Source organism: Sulfoacidibacillus thermotolerans, from assembly GCF_003144315.1.
Classification (GTDB): domain Bacteria; phylum Bacillota; class Bacilli; order Alicyclobacillales; family SLC66; genus Sulfoacidibacillus; species Sulfoacidibacillus thermotolerans.
Genome location: NZ_MPDK01000022.1, coordinates 1 through 18,696 on the forward strand (window position 1 = coordinate 1; position 18,696 = coordinate 18,696).

Sequence of the window (18,696 nt, forward strand, 5' to 3'; positions counted from 1 at the left end):
TGTAAGTGAGAGGCGACAAAGCTTAACGCATGAAGACGATTGTCAATCACCTTCATGCGTTTTATTATATAAACATGTAATTACATAATAAAACACAGCGCAGGCTGAATCATGGATCCCGCCTTTATAGAGTTCGCAGGCGGGATTAACTTTTGGGAATAGTCATAAATGATTCGAATCGTCTATAGCGTTAATGTTCAGCAAATAAGGATAGGTATTCGCTGTATCCTTCTTTTTCTAAATCTTCTTTAGGTATAAAGCGCAAGGCAGCGGAATTGATGCAATAGCGGAGACCACCTGCTTCGACAGGACCGTCAGGAAATACATGACCTAGATGGGAATCAGCATCTTTACTGCGTACTTCTGTGCGAATCATTCCATGGCTAGTATCTTTTTTCTCTATGATTTGTTGTTTTTTAAGAGGTTTTGTAAAACTTGGCCAACCGCAACCAGAATCGTATTTGTCTAAGGAAGAGAAAAGGGGTTCGCCAGAAATGATGTCCACATAAATACCCTCGCGATGTAAATCCCAGTATTCATTTAGAAAAGGTGGCTCTGTGGCATTCTGTTGTGTGACTTGAAATTGTAGTGGGGTTAACTTTTGTTTTAAGTGTTCCTTGTCCATTTGAGCAAACATCCCTTCGTCTTCAATTTCCGAGCTCGCCTTTTGCTCGATCTTGCATCAAGGCTCCAATGTTCCTAGCCATAACGTCAGTAGAAGTGCTAAGTTGCTTTGCGACGCGCTGTTGAATGGCAGGCGATTTATTCTGACTCAGTTTTGCTACGCCCTCTATGTGAGTAATGTCAATGCGAAATCCGACGATCTCATTCATCATATTCTGGTAAAATGGTTCAGTTGCTCGCTCTGGTAGATCAGAGCTTGGCTCGTAGAATCGTACCAATTGTTCGAGGATTGAAGCAAGTTCAATTCTACTCTTGATGATGGAGCATTTCCCTAACACATGAACTGCGAGGTAGTTCCATGTCGGAACTGATGCGGGATCTCCATACCAGGAAGGCGAGATATAGGCATGAGGACCTGGAAATATAGTGAGTACCATTTGTCCATCAAGTGCTTTCCACTGAGGGTTTGCTTTTGCCATGTGGGCAAAAAGTGCATTTTGCTTCTCATCGTAAAGAAAGGGGAGATGCGTTGCAATAGGAGTCACTTGATCGGTGCTAACTAAGATGCCAAAGCTGTTCAAACGAATGAAATTCGAAAGCGCTTGAGGATCATCCATGACAAACGACGATGGGATATACATTGTGTCACGCCCCTTCCCTAAAAACAGATAGAGACTCATTATATAACATCAGGTTGCGGTGGTGGTAAGCTTAACTAGGCCTATGATTCATGGATCTTAAAAACAGTTTTAATTGATTTGTATTTTGCTCGTTCGATATTTGCAATAATTGCTTGTTCATAATCTTCAAGCGCAAATTCATGGGTAACGAGTGCTTCAAATGGTTTGCGATGCTCTTTCATGATCATGCGTAAGGTCAGATCATGAGTAGAGAGGGTTTCACCTTCCCAGGATTCTCTTCCATAGCCGACAGACCCTTGGATATCTAATTCTTTTGCCCAGACAAAAGTCCAATCGAGATCGTGCATATGTCCAGCTGTCCCTACGACTGTGATGTTGCCGCGCTCTCGCGTATAGTGTAAGGCATCTGCGAGTGATTGGTTACTTCCAATACAATCGTAAACGGCGTCATAACCGCCTAAATAGACGTCGCGTCCGAGAGCAGGGGGATGTTTTTTTGCACCTAAGCGTGTCTCTAAATCGCTTAGTAGCTCTTCTTGACGAATAAATGCTTGGGTTGCTCCTAGTTGTAATGCCATGTCACGCTGATAAGGCAACAAGCTATAATGCGTGATATGACTCGAAGGATGAAGCATGCGTAGCGCTGCGATGACTGCATAGGCGATCATTCCACCGCCAATTACAAGTACGGAACTGTTGGGGGGGATATTTTTTCGCAACACAGCATGTATACCGACGCTCAGTGGTTCGATCATGACGGCTAAGCGGTCGGCTACTTGTTCTGGCACGGGGATAATCATGGATTCATGTGCGACAAAACGCTCGCTCCAAGCGCCAGGTAGATCGCGGCAAAATCCCATCAGCATTCCTGCAGAGAGACCGCGCTCACTCCCTGAGTAATAGCACATCGCATGTAGACCTTTTGCACAAGCTGGACAAGGTGGGTCGATTCCACGCACTGCACAAGAAATGAAAGGGTCAATAGAAACTCGCTGACCTGGCTCGACACTTTTCACGCGGGCTCCACAATTTTCAACGATTCCGACTACTTCGTGACCTAATACTGCAGGGAAAGAATTGAAAGGAGTAAGTGCAGGCGATGATTTATAGAGAATCGCGCCCATATCCGTCCCGCATATGCCAGCGAGTAAAGGTCGAATTTGTACCTCATGGGGTCCAAGGGTCTTAGTTTCTGGCCATTCCCGCAAACTGAGCGCGGAAAATTTTCCATAGTAGAGCTTGGGGTACCGTTTTCCAACTGCTTTCGCGGTTAGGTATTTTGGTATGGAAAAATCATACACAATTGCTCTCATGTCGGTATCCTACTTCCCCTAAAATCGATTAGATTCGCATTCTGCTTTTGGGACAGCTGAGATATTTTATGTGTGATCAGAGGGTATTTCTATCTTACCGAGTGCAACGCGCAAATGTCGAAATGACGGTTTTAGCCCTAAAGCGAGTGGGTGACTCGTCCATTCCGAACTAGGGAAAAATTGTCGTATCTGCGAGTTTGTCGGCACTGGATCTGCGAGTTCTTTTTCTAGTACGAGGGAATTATATTGGCGTGCAGTGTATTCGAGGGTATTTCCGTTAATGACCACTTCTAAACCGGTTGTTTTCGAATAATTGCGAAGTCCTGGAAGGCTACTGTCACCTGGTGTTAGGCATTCTGCGGAGATTGCATTTTCGCTAGAGACCCAAATCCCTGTCTCAGTGTTGACCACAAGTGAGTGGTTGCCTTCTGTATGACCGGGAGTCCAGATCAGCGCCGCTCCTGGTCCCAATAGGACATCTCCGTCAATCAAGAGAATCCGTTCTCTTGGTATGTCTCGAAAGGTGGCGGGTTGATACCATATTTTTTGTAGTGGATGAAGAGTCTGTAGTAAATCCCATTCCTTGCGTTGGACAATCAGTTTCGCGTTTGGAAAATAGGGGGATAGCGGCTCATTCTGCTCCCAGTCAGCTTGCGGTTTAGTCGTCCCGAGCCAGCGTCGAATATCTTGCGTGTGTAAATGATCATATGTGATAAAGTCTATATCTTCTGGTCGCAGACCAAGGGCCGCAAGGTGACTTTCTACTGTACCGTGGCGCTTTGCGAGTAAGCGATTCGATACATAAGTGCCATATTTATCGATCAAATTTGCATAGTAGGGCGTGTTTGCTGCTCGTTCGTAATCTGTAGGTTCACTTAATAGGGTCCACGTTTTCCCGTGAGCCTTCCATTGTACAAGGAACATGCGATTAGTAAACCACAGAAAGGGAGCTGGATTTTGCGTTGCTCGCCATAATCCGTAGCGAGTCGGGTAAGGAAGTGTGATCAGGTCGTAGGAGTAAAAGGCACTTACTTGGCCTGTTTTACGAAACCAAGTTTGAAAATGTGGTGCTGTTTCACGGATTCTTTGCAGTTGCACTCCGCTACTTGTTGCTTGATGCACTTCGGAAAATAGATCGATTGGTTCAAAGGGAAACGGTAAGCGATTTCTTGCTTGCCACTCCTTATCTTCCATGGAGATCACCTCTCACGGTCTACGATTCTTTCAAGAGTAGAATACACTTAGTATACAAAATATTTCTATAACTCACAATCATTTGTTGGGAAAGTTCTATCCATTCATAGGTACTAAGGTCCATGGAGTTGATTGTTGCGATAACAACAGAGTATGGCTATCTTGAAGTGCACGCAGGAAACCGCAAATTCCCCACACCGGGGATTCTTATTTAATTTAACTTATAATAAATTTATCATGAGTGAGAGGACTGTGAATAGGTCCTTTTGCAAGTGCACTGCGTACAACGGTATGCAAGTCTTGTGGTAAAGGCGTCCAGTTGGCAAGAAAGTCTTTTTTCACTTGCTCGCCAGCAATGATTACGTGATATTTCATGGTCAGGTCAAGTGGTTTCCCGCCAATTTCAATTTCTTGAACACGGTATCCATCCGGATTGTTGATTCGGGCGATTACGTGCATGCCTAGCTGGCGAGTCACATATCCACCTTTTTGTGACAGGGGTGTCGTCATGACGTTAGTCAACCATTTTTCTACGGCCGCCCGCAATTCCAAACCGGTGATGTGCGCTTCAAATAGCTGTACTTGGAATGGGACCATATCCCACAAATCTTGTTCAGTGAGTACCCCTTTAGGCTTAGGTGGGCAAAAACGCCAAGCGCGTGAGACATAAAGGTCAGCACGATAAGTATTTTGCATACAAAGTAAGAGAAAATTGTCCATTGTTGATTCAAAAGTTAACATGCGGTGCAAATCGGTCGTCACTGTGCCAAGTGTTGGTGTGAGTGTAGCTTTGTGCTGTTCCAGTAAAGTGTCAAGCTGTTGTTGCACGGTGCTGTCTTCTGGAATGGATTCATCGATTACGTGCAAGCGATAGGAAAATTGTTTGTGCAGGCGTCCGCTTGGTGTGCGCTCAAGTTGTAGTTGCAGTTCGCCGATAAATGATCCACTAAATCCTGCAGAAATCAAGAGTGTATCCCCGTAAGGCTCATTCCCTCCTGTGACTACAGCCGGTTGCCATAAGCGGTCGTGCGTGTGACCGCTAAAAATGATGTCAATGCCAGGGTTACCTTGTGCGATCGCAATGTCCTGAGGGAGTCCCATATGTGAGATGAGACAAATTAGATCAGCTTGTGCGCGCACTTCTGGCAAGAGTGCAGGGAGCTCATCCGCAGCAATTCCGTCTGTGAATTCAAGATTGCCAGCAAAGGAGGCAGGCATAGAGTCGTCGACGATCGTCGCTGCCAACCCAAGGACGGCGATCTTTACTCCCGCCTTCTCAAAGATGCCATAAGGCGGAAAGATACGAGTGCGCGTCCCCTTTTTATAAACGTTTAACGCATAAAGGGGATAATTTAAGGCTCTTGCGAGTTCGAGAAAGCGTTCGGGTCCATAATAGTACTCCCAATGACCGCCGTTACTCGCGTCAATGCCGAGCGCATTTAAGAAAGGGAGAAGGGCAGCCCCTTGGTCGATTTGTGTAAAATAGCTACCGAAAAATGCATCGCCGCAGTCTGCAATAAACGTCCGGTCAGGGTCTTGTTGTTTGCGAGTTCTAAGAAAAGTTGCAATGCGTGCAATTCCACCGATATTTTGTTTGATCAAGGGAGTTCCCCTTTGCCAAAAAAGTTCTGCGTGAGGGAAAAGTTGTCCGTGCAAATCATTCAGTTGTAGAAAAGTTAGCGATACATGGGCAGATGTCACGCGCTAGCACACCTCTTTCAAACAGGTTGGTCAAAGTAAATGTACAGATTTTGAACTGTAGCATGTGTTGGAGAAAGGCTTTTCATTCCTTTGTATGGAGATGTTCTATGGCCTTGCTAACTTGCGTGTTACAATGTCATAGATTGGCGATCTCCTCTTTACACTAAGCATGAGTGAGGTTTGTAGCGGTGAATAAAAAAACAGAAAAGCAGAAAGTCCGATTACGAGATGTATGGAGAGTATATACAAAAATTGGGGTGTTGGGATTTGGCGGGGGCTTTGCAGTACTGTCTTTTATTCGTACGGAAACCGTTGAACGCCACCAATGGTTGACGGATGAACAATTTGACCACGTGATTGAATTTACTTCCTTTTCGCCGGGAGCTACGACGATCAATGTGATGACTGCGGTTGCGTATCGCATTCGCGGTTGGATGGGTGTAGTGGTCGGAATTACAGCTGTATTATGGCCTTCTTTTTTATTGATTTTGGGGTTGGCAACGGTGACTTCAATGATCCACTCTCCATGGGTGCAAGGGATATTGGCAGGGATTGAGGCGGCAGTAGTTGGTCTATTGGTGGTTGTCGTGCGCTCGCTCTATTTAGAGTTGCCACGCAAAAAATTTTATCTTGTCCTTGCCATCTTAGCGGGCCTGCTTACCTTTTTGGGGTTAAATCCAGCACTCGTTGTATTGTTTGCAGCATTGGCAGGAATTGTTGCGTATTTTAGTGAGAGGCACCTTAAGGGCGCAAAAGCAAAGCGCCCACGAGCCCCGAAGTGATGATAACTGCCCAATAGGGCCATTTCCATTTGAGAACGCCAAAAATTGTGATCACAGCAATTGCAGCTGCCAGTGGGCTGATGATGACGCTGCGTCCGAGTGACAGTGTTACAGCTGCGATTAAGCCCACAACACCAGCGAGCGTTGCGTGAAGAACGTCCTGCGAGCCAGGGATTTTGCGGACGTAGCGATAGATGTGAGTGAGTGCGATCACGACGAGGATAGATGGCAAAAAGACGGCAAAAGTAGCGATCACAGCGCCAATGAAACCCCCAGCACGGTCTCCGATAAAGGTTGCACTAATCGCTACAGGGCCGGGTGTAATTTGTCCCATCGCGATGGCTTCGGTAAACTCACTGGCCGTGAGCCAGTGGTTTCCTAGCGTGACGGTTTTCATCAAAGGAATCATGCCAAATCCGCCGCCAAATCCGAGTAATCCAACGATGAAAAAATTGATGAGCAACTCTAGCCAGATTTGTAGCATAGTTTAGCGACCGATGGTCTTTTATTGGCCCCCTCAGCATTTTAGTTATTTTCACTATAGCATATTTTTCCGTCTATTCTTCTGAGGATGAGCAATTTCATGGTGAGTTGATGAATCTTCGTAGATCGAGAAAAATCACAGAGTTTTTCGATATGATTAAAGTTTATCTGTCGAGGGCAAGTTTTCGATTTTCACGCATATAGATAAGAATCATCCACATACGTGCAGAAAAAGGAGTGGTTTATGGCGTGCGGCTTTCTCGTGATCAATTGGATTTATTAGAATACACTTGGCAAAGGCGAAGACAAAGGAATCGTCTCGTCTTACTGGTGAAAGATGCAACCACCGTATTTGCTTATTGGGAAATAGCAGATGTTCAACGAAACCTCTTATGCGAACATTTTTCTCGATCTTGGAGTGACTTCCCCTTGTTCCTCCGTCTTCACGATGTCACAGATCTCCTTTTTGATGGCTATCATGCGAACGAAACAAGATCCGAATCGGTTCATCCAGAATCTGATCATTGGTTCTTCTCCAATGTGTCACCCACTCGCCATTATCTTGCTGACATTTGCACACAAACTCCGGAAGGCGGCCTTTTTGCCATTTTACAGTCCAATGTGATTCAAACTCCTCCCTCTTTCGCTTTACTTATCGAGCATCCGTCCGTTTGTTTTGAACCATTGCGCCAAGAGTACGACTTTGCGCAAAGTAGCCAATCAAGCCGTTTCCATGAGCAGTCAAAGGTGCGCTTGACTGCACCCTTTGATCGTTTGTTTAACGGGTATACGTGGACTGATCAGTAGCTAGAGGATGGTTGGAGAGGGGAAAAAACGTGAATCAGGGGTATGTCTGTCTGGTTCTTCATGCACATTTGCCGTATGTGCGGCACAATGAGGATTCACATGGCATGGAGCAACGCTGGCTTTTTGAGGCATTGACGGAGTCGTATTTGCCGTTATTACGAGTATTTGATGGGCTGATCCGCGATGGGGTCGATTTTCGCGTGACCATGTCAGTGAGTCCGACCTTGCTCTCAATGTGGACGGATGAACTTTTACAAGAAAGATATGTACGACACATGGAGCAGCTCATTGCGTTTACGGAACAAGAGATCAACCGTACAAGAAAGGACGATTCGGCGTTTTATTCCCTTGCTTGCTATTATAGGGAAAAATTCTCGCTCCTTTTAAAAGATTACGAGTCATGCCAAGGGAATCTTGTAGAGCGATTGCGTGCTTTACAGGATCTGGGCATGATAGAGTTGATCACATCAGCTGCTACCCATGCCTATTTGCCTTTGGTACAGACAAGGGAAGCTAGGCGTGCACAACTCAGGACGGCGCTTGATTTGCACACTGCACACTTTGGCCAGCGGCCTAAAGGGATTTGGCTACCAGAATGCGGGTTTGTGCCCGGGCTTGATGAACTTTTGCGCGAGTGCGGAATTGAATTTTTCTTTACCGACACACAAGGAGTTGCTATGGCGCAGCCGCGTTCTGTTTTTGGAACGCTTTCTCCCGTATTAACCCCTTCTGGGGTTGCTGCTTTTGCGCGTGACGCGTCGTCTGCTCATCAGGTTTGGTCATCGACACATGGATATCCCGGTGATTTCTCCTATCGTGAATATTATCGCGATCTAGGGTTCGACTTGCCGCTTCATCAGCTTCAATCAGTGATTCATCCAGATGGGACTCGTGTCCATACAGGGGTGAAATATTATCGGATCACAGGGAGTGAACGCAAGGAACCGTATGACCCCTTACTAGCGAGAGAGAAGGCTGCCTTACATGCGGCACATTTCTTGCAGACAAAGCAACAACAACTTGCAGCAGCAAAACGGCAGATGGGACGTAGTCCGATCGTTGTATGCCCATATGATGCAGAACTATTTGGGCACTGGTGGTATGAGGGTCCCATTTGGATTGAGCAGCTCTTGCGTCAAATGTCAGCGTCACATGTAGCAGATCATGGACTTTCGATCCAAGCACTCACACCTTCTGAGTATTTGCGTCTTTATGCAGATTATCAAGTTTGTGATCTCCCGCTTTCTTCTTGGGGTCGGGGAGGAGTTTCTGATGTATGGCTTGGTGAGGATAATGCCTGGATCTATCCAGCATTACATGTGGCTGAACACCAGATGATAGAACTGGCAGATCGTTTTTTAGAACCTGTAGCTGCACAGGAGCAGGCATTAAATCAAGCTGCGCGAGAATTATTACTTGCGCAAAGCAGTGATTGGGCATTCATTATGGATAATAAGACTGTCGTCGATTATGCCGTGCGACGCGTCAAGAGACATGTGAACGCTTTCACTAAGTTATATCAGATGTTAATCGAGGGTGTACTTGATTCTGAATTTGTGCATGAAATCGCAATGCTAGATCCCCTTTTCCCCCATATAGACTATCGTATTTATCGCACACAGGGATGCCTGGTGGAACAACCTACCACGCCTCATTTGTCCAGAGTTCATTCTAAACGTTCGGTATGGATGTTGACGTGGGAATATCCCCCCCTTACGGTGGGCGGACTTGCTCGTCACGTATATGATCTCTCTCGCCATTTGGTCAGAGCCGGGTGGGAGGTGCACGTCGTGACGGCCCATCGAGAGGATTGTCCTTATGAAGAAATGATTGATGGGGTACACGTGCATCGTGTACGGCCGTTGCAACCAGATGGAGGACATTTTTATCACTGGGTGTTTGCCCTCAATCTGGCATTGATTGATGCCTGTCAAGCCATGATCGAACGTGGTCAGCGAGTGGATGTGCTCCACGCGCACGATTGGCTTGTGAGCGATGCAGCGCGCATGCTCAAACAACGTTTACAAGTACCTCTCATTGCTACGCTGCACGCGACAGAGTACGGGCGCAATCATGGCATTTATACTGATTTACAGCGCAAAATTAGTTCGATCGAAGGGCAATTGACCACTGCAGCCGATCGCGTGATTGTATGCAGCCAGTTTATGAAAAAAGAAGTTCAACAAGTCTTTGCTTTGCCCTCTGAAAAGATGACGGTTATCGCAAATGGTGTAGATGCACAAGAGCTTATGTCGAATGTAGGGGAACTGGAGGAAGCGGATCGGTTATTAGCTGCAGGGAAGCGAACGATCCTCTATGTGGGACGTTTAGTGCGTGAGAAAGGAGTGCATCTGTTAATTGCGGCCGCTTCGCGCATCTTCACAAAAGGGAGCGATGTACAGATCGTCATCTTGGGTCAGGGACCGGCAAGTGAGGAGTTGCAGGCGCAGGTGCGAGCGAATGGATTATCTGCACAGGTGCATTTTTTGGGCTTTGTCTCAGATGCAAGGCGCAATGCATGGCTATCTGTTGCGCAAATTGCGGTGTTTCCAAGCCTCTATGAACCTTTTGGGATTGTTGCGTTAGAGGCGATGCGCTTTAAAACACCAGTTGTTGCTGCTGACGTGGGAGGGCTTTGTGAAGTAGTGCGTCATGAAGAGACCGGACTAACTTTTTATGCGGGCAATCCAGATTCTTTAGCTGATCAAATCATGCGCTTACTCGATGACCCAGAACTTTCTAGACGTTTGAGTGAACGGGCATACGAGGTCTGCTTGCAATCGTATGATTGGCAGGCACTCGCTAGACGTACCGTAGCCGTGTATGAACAAAGTATGGATGCTATCACTCAGAAGGAGGCGACTGTAGGATGAAAGCAGTGATTATGGCAGGAGGATTTGGAACCCGCTTACAGCCTTTGACGCGCAGTCTGCCAAAGCCGATGCTTCCTTTGCTTGATCGCCCAACTCTGGCTTATATCGTCGACTGGCTCGTGTCGCATCAGATTACAGATTTAATGGTTACAACCTGTTATTTGTCAGACGCCATTCAAAGTTATTTTCAAACAGGGGAACGATTTGGCGCGCGCATGCACTATTCTTATGAATCCGTACCGCTTGGGACGGCTGGTGGCATTAAAGCGGTGCATGAATTTCTAACTGACACGTTTGTGGTAATGAGTGGGGATGGGATGACTGATTTCGATCTTACGCAAGCTCTTGCATATCATCGTCAAAAAGGCGCTTTAGCTACTGTCTTGCTCACTTCTATGGCATGTCCGCTCGGATATGGGATCGTTCAACTCGATCCCCAGGGGTACATCGAGCGATTTATTGAGAAACCGCAAACTTGGCAACAAGGAGAGCGCTATTTAGTGAACACAGGGATTTATATTTTTGAGCCAGAAGTGTTACGTTATATCCCAGAGGGATTCCCTTGTGATTTTGGGCGTGATTTATTCCCTCGGTTTGTTGAAGAAGGGTTCCCTCTATATGGGTATGAAGCGCAAGGATACTGGTCTGATATTGGAACCTTGCACCAATATTATCAAACCCAATTAGACATGTTAAACGGGCGGGTTCGTGTGAAGTTGCCTAGTGAAGTCAAGGTTTTGACAAGGAATGCAGAACGTCCACTTTCGAGCGCGCAACGTATGGGATGATCTAACATAGATGTTTTATCACATTCCCTGAAAGTCTGCTAGCAGCATTGCAGCAAACTTTCAGGGAATTTTTGTAATTTAGAACTGGTTCAGATGTTTGAATGTCCTTATCAGGGAAGGAGTTAAGAAGTCATAAATTCAGGCTTTCTGTTTGATGAGTCTTTGCGTACATTGAAAAGGAAAGAGACTTCTTTGCACCTGCAGCAAAGGGGGAAATGAGCAATGGAGGAAGCGATTCGCGTTCTTTTGACACTCGAACAACCAAGTGGACTTTATGTTGCGAGTGTGACTCCTGATTATCAATATGTGTGGATTCGAGATACATGCTATGTGTCTCTTTTGTACTTGGAACAAAGTGAGGGACGCTATGAGCGCATTTATCATGCGTTACTTGACCTTTTTAAAAAGTATCGATGGAAAATTGCGTTTCATGCACAAAGGCGCCCGAGGGCAGCATATGAATACATTCATCCGCGCTATGACCCAGATCGGTTAGAAGAGTTGCAAGAACCTTGGGGCAATGCACAAAATGACGCGATCGGGCTCTTTTTATATGGCATAGGGGAAGGATTGCGGCAAGGAAAGTGGATCCTGCGAGATGAGAGTGATCGAGAACTGGTACAACTCCTTGTGCAATACCTTGCCAATCTCGAATTTTGGCATGATGCGGATAATGGCATGTGGGAAGAGCAGGCGGAGATTCATGCAAGTAGTATCGGTGCGTGTGTAGCGGGGTTGCTTGCTGTTGCCCCTTATGTAACAGTTGACACGTCTGTTTTACGCCGTGGCATGCATGCGCTCATAGAGCTATTGCCACGTGAAAGCGCTACAAAAGAGTGTGATCTCGCGCAATTAAGCCTCGTTTACCCGTATCAATTATTGCCTAGAGATTTGGCGCGCAGAGTAGTTAGGCAGATCGAGCAACAATTATTGCGTGAAAAAGGTGTAATTCGCTATGTGGGAGATCAATATTTCCATGAGAATGGTAAGGAAGCACAATGGAGTTTGGGATTGCTGTGGCTTGGATTGTGCTACTTGACGTTTGACGACGTAGTAAAAGCTGTTTCGTACCTTCAGTGGACGGAACAGGTCATGCCTACCCCTGGCGTGTTGCCTGAATTGTACGGCGGACGCTCTGGGATGCCTAACAGCCATACGCCGCTCGCGTGGGCACAAGCTTTCTATGCGCTGTTGTCATCTAAAGTAATGGGGGGGAGCGCGCAAAAGGAAGTGGCGGTTGGCCTTGCTCCTCCTATGCACAGTTGAGTTGCTTGTCGTGAAGTGTGCAAGTAACCATGAGGTGATCTCTCCAAAATCATCCTTCTTTTGCATCCGGGCGCAGGACTCGGTCTCTACGTTAGACACAGTCTGTGCCCGGTTTGCTTCGATAAACGGTTATTTATTTCGCATACGTTTTATACTGTTCGCGCAATTCTCTCTTTACTATTTTCCCGCTGGGATTACGTGGGAGTTGGTCAACTGTGATCACGTGCTTCGGAACTTTAAACTTTGCCAGCCGTTCTAGGCAATGTGTGAGTAAAGCGGCTTGATCTAACGATTGTCCTTGTTTCATCACGATTACTGCCGTGACAGCTTCAATCCAATAATCATCAGGAATTCCGATCACGGCTACTTCAAGAACGCCCGGAAATTGATAAATGGTTTCTTCTACTTCGCGACTTGAAACATTGACGCCGCCTGACTTAATCATGTCCTTTTTGCGATCGACGATTGTGAGATACCCGTCTTCGTCGAGATATCCTAAATCTCCGCTGTGAAACCAACCGTCTTGAAATGCTTCTGCTGTGCGCGATGGATCGTTCAAGTAACCGAGCATGGCGTGAGGTGTGCGATGGACAATCTCGCCAACAGTCAGGGGAGGTACGTCATGGCCAAACTCATCGACAATCTTCGTTTCGACATTGAGTGCAGGTCGGCCTGCTGAACCGAGTTTACGTAACTGGTCCTCTGGTTTTAGGACGGTTGCGAGTGGGGCAACTTCTGTTTGGCCGTAAAAATTATAGAACTGGGTGTTTGGTAAGCGTTGAGCTAGTTCTTTTAATATTTCCATCGGCATAATGGCAGCTCCATAGTACCCCTTTGCGATGGATTGCAAGCTTACGTCAAACAACTCTTGGCGAAGTAAGGCAATCCAGACGGTGGGGGGACAAAATAAATGTGTGGCTTGCTCTGCTTTGGCAGCTTGTAAGATTAGTTCCGGAGTAGCATGCTGTAAGATCACTCCTGTAGCGCCCAAATACACGCCAGGGCCAAGGAAACAATTGAGTTGCGCACTGTGGTAAAACGGGAGTGCATGGATGATGACATCTTGCGTAACCATGGCACCATCTACAATACAACTGACATATTGCGAAATAAGGTTTTGGTGTGTGAGCATAACTCCCTTAGGTCGCGACTCTGTACCACTTGTATAAAGAATCTGCGCGACATCGTCATCCCTTACGTCTGTCTCGAGCTGATCGCCGCTGCATGTGTGGCACAAACTTGCAAGCGTTTTCCAAGATGGCGATATATTTTCGGTTGTATCAATCGAATAGCGCGCGGCAATTTGTAAGTTGTCTGCAGTTGCGATTGCAGCATCGAGTGCAGGGATCAAATCTTTTGCTGCAATTGCGTATGAGACATGAGCGTGTTGTAGAATATAAGCCATTTCGTGAGCAGTCAACATGTAATTGATCGGGACAAGGATTGCGCCGAGTTTGGCAAGTGCATATTTAGCAATCACAAAATCTAAGTTATTTTTTGAGAGCAGGGCAACTGTTGTTGTGCGTTTTATTCCGTCCGCAGCAAATAAGCGTGCTGTTTGATTGGTCAGAGTCTCGAGTTCGCGATACGTGACGCGGGTTGCCCCATAAATGAGGGCGATTTTATCAGGATAACGCTTGGCCGTGCGCGTCAACAGATCACCAAGTGTATGGCGGCGGGCACGCAGACCCTCTTTGTTAGAACTAGTAGAAAAGTCTGAGAACGTCATGGATTTAGCCCTCCCATTTTAATGATTTTCTTAAAAATAGCCAAATTTGCTTTTTTAATAAAGATAATTCGCCATTGTGCACGATTTTTCCTTTATGTTTGAGTCTCCCTACTCACTTTATAGCTAAAGAGGTTTCAAGCTTTTTTTCTAGAAAACCATTTCTCGATTTTCATCGTTATCTAGAGTGAGAAGGTTCACTCCTACTAAAACCAAAAAATATAGAGGGGGTTTTTTACATGAAAACGATTAAAAATAGAGCATTTCCGATCGCTTTAGCTTCTGCCGCTGTTACGGCATTAAGTGTGGCTCCGGCTTTTGCGAGCGTGGTTCCTGATTTTACAAAACTTGGATTTCCTCATGTCGTCGCGTCGACGACTGTTCAGATGGGCCAAGCTGCCACTTTGCAGTATGGTGGATTAACGGTGAAAATTCCACAAGGCGCTTTTGCACACACGGTAAAATTCGAATTGCTTGAAGGCCCGCTTTCGAATTTTATGAGTAATGCTCCGAGTGGGCAAACACCGTTGGTGGATTTTGCGTTTAAAGTAGTGAATGAACAAACACATCAATTAGTAGGGAAATTTAATAAACCCGTGGTGATTGCATATACAGATCAAACGGTGAATGCGAAGAGCGAGTATTGGGATATCACGCCGACGGGCAAATATATGGCTAATCCGTTTGCACCTGTAATTTCAGGAGATACTCTAAAACACGGAAATGCGGCGGCTGGTGTAGGTTGGGTCATTACCTCTCCTGTGACTCCGATAACCAATACGACACAACCCGTGACTGGTGTTCCACTCGCAGATTGGTTGGCAGTTGGCGCAGTGTTAATAGCTGGCGGGGGGCTATTGATTGCGTTTAAACGCAAAGCGTCCTAAGCTGGCGGAGGATTTGGCGATGAAGCGGGTGACTACATGGTTTGGTGTGCTGCTCATGTTTATGGGAGTCGCGATGGTCATCTCTGTTCCGCTGTTTTTTTGGCAGTCAAAAGTGGGAGCCCGGGCTTTACTGCGCGCGGCTCCCGCGCCGATTCACATCGTTTTATCACAAGCGCAAGGAGTGCTCTATCCGGCGCCCGCCAAAGCGATGGCGGCACAAACGGCGGGAACACCTGTGGGATCGCTTTGGATTGCGGCGATTGGTTTGCGAGCACCCATTGTGGAGGGAACGAGCGATTGGCAACTGCGAGACGCTGTGGGACATTTGATTGGAACGCCTTTTCCTGGAGAAATGGGTGTGAGTATTTTAGCAGGACACAATGTAACCTTTTTTCATGAAATTGGAAGATTGCGTTCGGGGGATTTCATTCAAGTCGACACGAAGCAAGGTGAATTTACTTTCCAAGTCATGGAGCATCGCCTTTTGCATGTAGGTGAGACGCTTTCTACTACGCATTTTCCTGCCTTGGCATTGGAAACCTGCTATCCATTTAATGATTGGAATTTGACCCCGTATCGCTATATAGTAGAAGCAGCGCTTATAAAAAGCGCTCTGTCGCGAGCCTCTTAGAATTGATCAATGTGCGGATAGAGGCCTATGTAAATGGCAGATGAGGAACAGGAGAGGCCCATGTGGTGTCTGATGAGGAACTCTTTGCGCTGGTTAAAGAAGGACATGGGGAGGCGTTAGCCCAACTCTACGATCGCTATGTCTATCGGGTATATGCCATTGCGCGTAAAGTTGTAGCGGATTCTCATGCGGCTGAAGAAATCGTTCAAGATGTCTTCACTAGAATTTGGACTACGGCTGCGTTTGATTCTAAACGCGGCCAATTTGAGCATTGGCTCTATGTCGTGACAAGGCATATTGCTCTTGACTATGTGCGCAAGCAGGGTCGACAAGTTGATGTCCCTGATTCTGAACGAGTGTATGCGGATTGCCATATCCCGGCGACGAGTTCAGATGGGATGCTTGAATGGACATTGCGTGAAGATTTACAGCGATCGTTAGGTGGACTGCGAGCAGAGGAGCGAATTGTCCTACAACTCGCATACATGGAGGGGCATACACTAACAGAAATTGCTCAGGCTCTAGGCATTCCTCTTGGAACGGTAAAAACACGATTGCATCAGGGACTGCGCAAGATGCGCAAGTCCATGGACGCTTGGTCATGGGAGGTGGAAGGATGAAGGGAGATGAAAAAGCTTTTTGTGATCTTCTGATGCCCTTTGTGTTGGGTGAGCTAAGTGACCATGACTTCCAAGCGTTCTTGCGTCATGTACAAACTTGCGCACATTGTAGAGAGGAGTTAGATGCGATTTGGCCTGTTCATTTGGAACTCATGACAATGGAGGAGACTCGGGTGGCTAATGATCTGCAGGGGGATTTAAAGCGTAGAACGTTAGAAAAAGCATTTTCTACACGTGCTCCAAGAGTTGGAGATGACGCTTCTCGTGTGTCGTCAGTTCATGCTTCTCAGCCACAACCCATGTCTAAAGAGCACGCCACGAGCCGATTTTCTAGAAGGCGAGGGTGGACTTTGTTACCTTATGCGCTCAGTGTAGCGATGTTATTTGCAGGCATCTGGATCGGCGCAGGAATCAAAGCGTCTCCAGGGAGTTTCCCATCATCGCAAGACACGACGGTTCCGAGTACATGGGTAAGAAATACATCCCTTGTATCGACTGCGTATGCGCCGACCGCTTACGGACAGGTGACGATTGTGAAAAGTGGGCGCATGCAAGAATGGATCGTTCAAGTGTTTGATCTTACTCCTATCAAAGGCCACGGTTGCTATACCGTATGGTTGTTAGAAGACGGTTCGCGCACTTTAGGTGGTAAGTTTACAGTAAATCGTTTGGGAGAAGGGGCAGTGACGATTCGTCTCCCACTTACCGTGACCTATTCCGGAGTAGGAATCACACTGGAGCCACACGTAAATGATCAGACCCCACAAGGGCCCAAAGTTTTAGGCGCTTCTTTGCTCAATGTCTAGTGTGTAAAGTCCTATGGGCCTGTCGCTTTGTTGCTCATTTGCGGTGGTCACTTTGTAATTTAGTAAAGGAAAATTGTAGATCATCATGGGTTGTATCGTAATGTACATCTAAATGATAGCCTTCTAAGTACCAGATATCACTCTGTTCAATGAAGAAGGGGACTCCTTGCTCCGTCCACGTAAGTGCAGGGTCTACAGGTTTTGCCACAGTAAGAGCTAAACGAAAACCGGGATGGATGGTTGAGTCGCCATAGCGAACAAAAAAACGAATGGCTTCGTCTGGAGAACGATGCAATTCGCGAGTGACCCATTCAACAGCATCCTGCGACAAAGTGATTTTCATGATGTGTTGCCCTCTTTCATCTCATCTGTGATCTTTCTAACACTTCCTAGTGTACATCTTTCCTAGCCTATGTGCATGGGAATGTCTACAAAATTCCCGCTTCGCATACTTAATTGAATTTGCAACAGTTGTGCATTTTCGTGGTATGCTGAGGAAAAAGGGGGATTTGGCGATGGCACAAGTGACTTCTTTACAATTTCATGAACAAGTTCTACGAAATCTCCTGCAAATTGGCGATGATCGGATGATTCAGTTATCGTTTGACAAAGGGAAAGGGATTGAAAACCATCGCACAAATCACCATGCAGTTTTGATCGTGCTTGCTGGGAAGTTGCAGTTTTTTCTCGATCAGCAAAACTTTGAAATCAGCGCTTTTGAAATGATTGAAATCGAGCCATTGAGACTGCATTCGTTTGTTGCGATTGAGCCAACTGTTGTACTTTTGTGTTTATTTACAGGTTCTGCAAGTGATGACGCAGTTGCCAAAATGAAAGATCGCCAGACAGCGACACGCGCAGCTGACGATCTCATATTCAACTCGTAGATCGTGAATTTGCGACGATGCGTTCGATTGAATCGTAAAAAGGGAGTTCTGGTCGACGAGCCCCACCGCGATGAGGAAATTTTGCTCGCATCGTTTTGTTTGCATCCTTTAAAAGAGAGACATTTTTGATGTACCAAGCCTCAAATTTTTTACGGGGAGTTGAGAGAATCGTACAAGGTGTGATCGTTTCGGCGGTTCCAGGGTAAACAGAGAGATCAAATGCACCCGTCTGCGGGAAGATTTGACCACTCCGAACGATTTGGTGAATGGTTTCGCGTCCATCGGAGGATACATGAAAAACTCTTACGGTTCCGGTATGAAGAAAATAAACCGTGTCTCGTGTTTGGCCCTCGATAAAAATATATTGCTTGCGGTCGTAATCGATTTCCCTTGTAAAAACACCTAATTCTTGCAGTACTTGATCGTCCAGTTCACGAAATAGATGTATATTGCGCAAATTTTCTTCCATGCGAAACATTTCTGGGGTACAGGTTAATGTTTCAGACGGTCTCATCAAGCTCAACCCTTTCGTACTGCAAGATCCCTATTTCATTATTAAATCGTATAGAAATTATGTATAACAGTGTGGAATGAGTTATTTTTTTTGGTTGCTTTGAACCCTCTCTTATCATCCCCACGGACTACTCCATTTAGACTATACTCATTT

19 protein-coding genes are annotated in these 18,696 nt (G+C 46.3%); 10 read left to right on the forward strand and 9 right to left on the reverse strand.

Annotation, left to right across the window (positions count from 1 at the left end; all coding sequences use genetic code 11):
- Positions 1 to 190: 190 nt before the first annotated feature.
- The 5 genes from msrB to BM613_RS11105 form a co-directional block, all read right to left on the reverse strand.
- Positions 191 to 625, reverse strand: a complete 435-nt coding sequence (gene msrB / locus BM613_RS11085) for a peptide-methionine (R)-S-oxide reductase MsrB (protein ID WP_109431253.1) — start codon at positions 623 to 625, stop codon at positions 191 to 193.
- 22 nt (positions 626 to 647) lie between these two features.
- Complete coding sequence (locus BM613_RS11090) at positions 648 to 1,265, reverse strand: FMN-binding negative transcriptional regulator (protein ID WP_181363078.1); 618 nt, start codon at positions 1,263 to 1,265, stop codon at positions 648 to 650.
- Between the two features lie 80 nt (positions 1,266 to 1,345).
- A complete protein-coding gene (locus tag BM613_RS11095) occupies positions 1,346 to 2,578 on the reverse strand; it encodes a zinc-dependent alcohol dehydrogenase (RefSeq protein ID WP_109431255.1) in 1,233 nt (410 codons plus the stop codon).
- Between the two features lie 66 nt (positions 2,579 to 2,644).
- Positions 2,645 to 3,772, reverse strand: coding sequence for an MBL fold metallo-hydrolase (locus BM613_RS11100; RefSeq protein ID WP_109431256.1), 1,128 nt, complete (start codon positions 3,770 to 3,772; stop codon positions 2,645 to 2,647).
- A gap of 216 nt (positions 3,773 to 3,988) precedes the next feature.
- A complete protein-coding gene (locus tag BM613_RS11105) occupies positions 3,989 to 5,473 on the reverse strand; it encodes a bifunctional metallophosphatase/5'-nucleotidase (RefSeq protein WP_109431257.1) in 1,485 nt (494 codons plus the stop codon).
- Between the two features lie 188 nt (positions 5,474 to 5,661).
- On the opposite strand from BM613_RS11105, the gene BM613_RS11110 reads away from it, so the two are divergent.
- Positions 5,662 to 6,255 (forward strand): chromate transporter, encoded by a 594-nt coding sequence (locus BM613_RS11110; protein WP_109431258.1) that lies wholly within the window; start codon positions 5,662 to 5,664, stop codon positions 6,253 to 6,255.
- Here BM613_RS11110 and BM613_RS11115 read toward each other — a convergent pair.
- A complete protein-coding gene (locus tag BM613_RS11115; protein WP_109431259.1) occupies positions 6,215 to 6,739 on the reverse strand; it encodes a chromate transporter in 525 nt (174 codons plus the stop codon). The two genes, BM613_RS11110 and BM613_RS11115, sit on opposite strands and share 41 nt — an antisense overlap.
- A 248-nt stretch (positions 6,740 to 6,987) precedes the next feature.
- On the opposite strand from BM613_RS11115, the gene BM613_RS11120 reads away from it, so the two are divergent.
- The 4 genes from BM613_RS11120 to BM613_RS11135 all read left to right on the forward strand — a co-directional run bounded on the left by BM613_RS11120 (position 6,988) and on the right by BM613_RS11135 (position 12,472).
- On the forward strand, positions 6,988 to 7,545 hold the full coding sequence (locus BM613_RS11120; RefSeq protein ID WP_181363079.1) for a DUF4912 domain-containing protein: 558 nt from the start codon (positions 6,988 to 6,990) through the stop codon (positions 7,543 to 7,545).
- Between the two features lie 29 nt (positions 7,546 to 7,574).
- Positions 7,575 to 10,418 (forward strand): 1,4-alpha-glucan branching protein domain-containing protein, encoded by a 2,844-nt coding sequence (locus BM613_RS11125; RefSeq protein ID WP_109431261.1) that lies wholly within the window; start codon positions 7,575 to 7,577, stop codon positions 10,416 to 10,418.
- Positions 10,415 to 11,206: a nucleotidyltransferase family protein gene (locus tag BM613_RS11130; RefSeq protein WP_109431262.1), complete on the forward strand. Its 792-nt coding sequence runs from the start codon at positions 10,415 to 10,417 to the stop codon at positions 11,204 to 11,206. Before BM613_RS11125 ends, BM613_RS11130 begins: the two co-directional genes overlap by 4 nt.
- 222 nt (positions 11,207 to 11,428) lie before the next feature.
- Positions 11,429 to 12,472, forward strand: coding sequence for a glycoside hydrolase family 15 protein (locus BM613_RS11135; RefSeq protein ID WP_109431263.1), 1,044 nt, complete (start codon positions 11,429 to 11,431; stop codon positions 12,470 to 12,472).
- A gap of 133 nt (positions 12,473 to 12,605) precedes the next feature.
- Here BM613_RS11135 and BM613_RS11140 read toward each other — a convergent pair whose 3' ends face one another.
- The gene (locus tag BM613_RS11140) at positions 12,606 to 14,201 is read right to left on the reverse strand and encodes a fatty acyl-CoA synthetase (protein ID WP_109431264.1); all 1,596 of its coding nucleotides are present in this window, start codon (positions 14,199 to 14,201) and stop codon (positions 12,606 to 12,608) included.
- Between the two features lie 236 nt (positions 14,202 to 14,437).
- Between BM613_RS11140 and BM613_RS11145 the strand changes: the two genes are divergently transcribed.
- The 4 genes from BM613_RS11145 (at position 14,438) to BM613_RS11160 (ending at position 17,142) form a co-directional block, all read left to right on the forward strand.
- Positions 14,438 to 15,085 carry a hypothetical protein gene (locus BM613_RS11145; protein ID WP_109431265.1) on the forward strand — a complete coding sequence of 216 codons (648 nt, stop codon included), beginning with the start codon at positions 14,438 to 14,440 and terminating at the stop codon, positions 15,083 to 15,085.
- Positions 15,060 to 15,716: a class D sortase gene (locus tag BM613_RS11150; protein WP_146192801.1), complete on the forward strand. Its 657-nt coding sequence runs from the start codon at positions 15,060 to 15,062 to the stop codon at positions 15,714 to 15,716. The genes BM613_RS11145 and BM613_RS11150 overlap by 26 nt, the downstream gene beginning before the upstream one ends.
- A gap of 65 nt (positions 15,717 to 15,781) precedes the next feature.
- The gene (locus tag BM613_RS11155) at positions 15,782 to 16,336 is read left to right on the forward strand and encodes an RNA polymerase sigma factor (protein WP_245926366.1); all 555 of its coding nucleotides are present in this window, start codon (positions 15,782 to 15,784) and stop codon (positions 16,334 to 16,336) included.
- A complete protein-coding gene (locus BM613_RS11160) occupies positions 16,333 to 17,142 on the forward strand; it encodes an anti-sigma factor (RefSeq protein WP_181363080.1) in 810 nt (269 codons plus the stop codon). Before BM613_RS11155 ends, BM613_RS11160 begins: the two co-directional genes overlap by 4 nt.
- 34 nt (positions 17,143 to 17,176) lie before the next feature.
- On the opposite strand, the gene BM613_RS11165 is transcribed toward BM613_RS11160, so the two are convergent.
- Positions 17,177 to 17,485 (reverse strand): HesB/YadR/YfhF family protein, encoded by a 309-nt coding sequence (locus BM613_RS11165; RefSeq protein WP_109431269.1) that lies wholly within the window; start codon positions 17,483 to 17,485, stop codon positions 17,177 to 17,179.
- A 172-nt stretch (positions 17,486 to 17,657) separates the two neighbouring features.
- Between BM613_RS11165 and BM613_RS11170 the strand changes: the two genes are divergently transcribed.
- Positions 17,658 to 18,029: a cupin domain-containing protein gene (locus BM613_RS11170; protein ID WP_109431270.1), complete on the forward strand. Its 372-nt coding sequence runs from the start codon at positions 17,658 to 17,660 to the stop codon at positions 18,027 to 18,029.
- On the opposite strand, the gene BM613_RS11175 is transcribed toward BM613_RS11170, so the two are convergent.
- Positions 18,019 to 18,498, reverse strand: coding sequence for a Crp/Fnr family transcriptional regulator (locus BM613_RS11175; RefSeq protein ID WP_219930682.1), 480 nt, complete (start codon positions 18,496 to 18,498; stop codon positions 18,019 to 18,021). The genes BM613_RS11170 and BM613_RS11175 overlap by 11 nt on opposite strands.
- Between the last annotated feature and the right edge of the window lie 198 nt (positions 18,499 to 18,696).